Annotated in this window: 2 protein-coding genes; both read right to left on the minus strand. The window is 37.2% G+C overall.

The annotated features are described in order from the left end of the window. Positions 1-20 precede the first annotated feature (20 nt). Positions 21-275, minus strand: coding sequence for a hypothetical protein (locus tag ACOI1C_RS22605; protein ID WP_422512887.1), 255 nt, complete (start codon positions 273-275; stop codon positions 21-23). A 125-nt stretch (positions 276-400) separates the two neighbouring features. Continuing rightward, the coding region (locus ACOI1C_RS22610; RefSeq protein WP_422512888.1) for a hypothetical protein at positions 401-907 on the minus strand (507 nt) is incomplete at its 5' end.

Below are 907 nucleotides of genomic sequence, written 5' to 3' on the forward strand. Positions count from 1 at the left end.
AGGAACCAAGGTTCTGCCTTTTAGTCTTCAAACGATTGCTGTGCTTCCATTAGATGGCGAAGTTGCTCCTCAGCTTGAAGTAATCGATGCATTTCCTCAAAGCTATTTTCATCCAATTGTCTTTTGGCTTCCTGCACCTTTTCTTTCGCTATTTGAAGCTGTTGAAAAGATTGTTGTCGTTCTTCAGCATTAGTATTAGATTGGGATTCATAGACTTCTTTTTCTGCATGATGAACGGCCTTCAATGATTCTTCGTAGCTAGTATCCTTGGTCATAGTAGTCGCTCCTTTATAATTAGCTACCATTAAAATGTGTAATTAGTAAGAATCATATTCTGAAGTAAGGGATTTATTGAAAGAAAAGACGATATCCAAAATGATATCGTCCTGTAGTTATATCTTTAAAATTTTTGAATATCTGGGTCTGCAGTACGAGTCTGTTGAGGGAACAGAAACCCCTCAAAATAAGGGGACGAAATATTATAAATAAGATAATTTGCAATAGTTGCTGTAGCAAATTCTCTCGCATTATTTACTGTGCGTTTACACGTAACAATATCATGCAACATGTTAATGTTCAACGTATTAAATTCTTCTTTATCACAAATAGCCGTAACTTCTCCTCTTGTTCGATCAGGGTAAGTACTTCCATCAAACATAGCGATTTCATCAAATTTATTCACTGGAGTATAATAACAAATCGTCTGTTCAAGAAAGTCAGGATGTGTCGTAGGAAAATGATGAGGAACAGCATCTCTGTGAACGATTGTACACTTCCAACGACCGTTATTATACCAGATTAACCGACTAGCAGTGGCCTCCTGAGGTAGTCTGTACTTACCAATGATTTTGATCGCAGTCTCACGTTGTTGCTTCGGCCAAATAGCAATAATTTGTTCCACGTATTG

It is taken from the genome of Bacillus sp. DJP31, from assembly GCF_049310945.1.
In the GTDB taxonomy this organism is placed as follows: domain Bacteria; phylum Bacillota; class Bacilli; order Bacillales; family SA4; genus Bacillus_BS.

Excerpts from the sequence above, each read along its gene's own strand:
- ACOI1C_RS22605 (WP_422512887.1), bottom strand. The coding sequence starts at position 275 with ATGACCAAGGATACTAGCTACGAAGAATCATTGAAGGCCGTTCATCAT.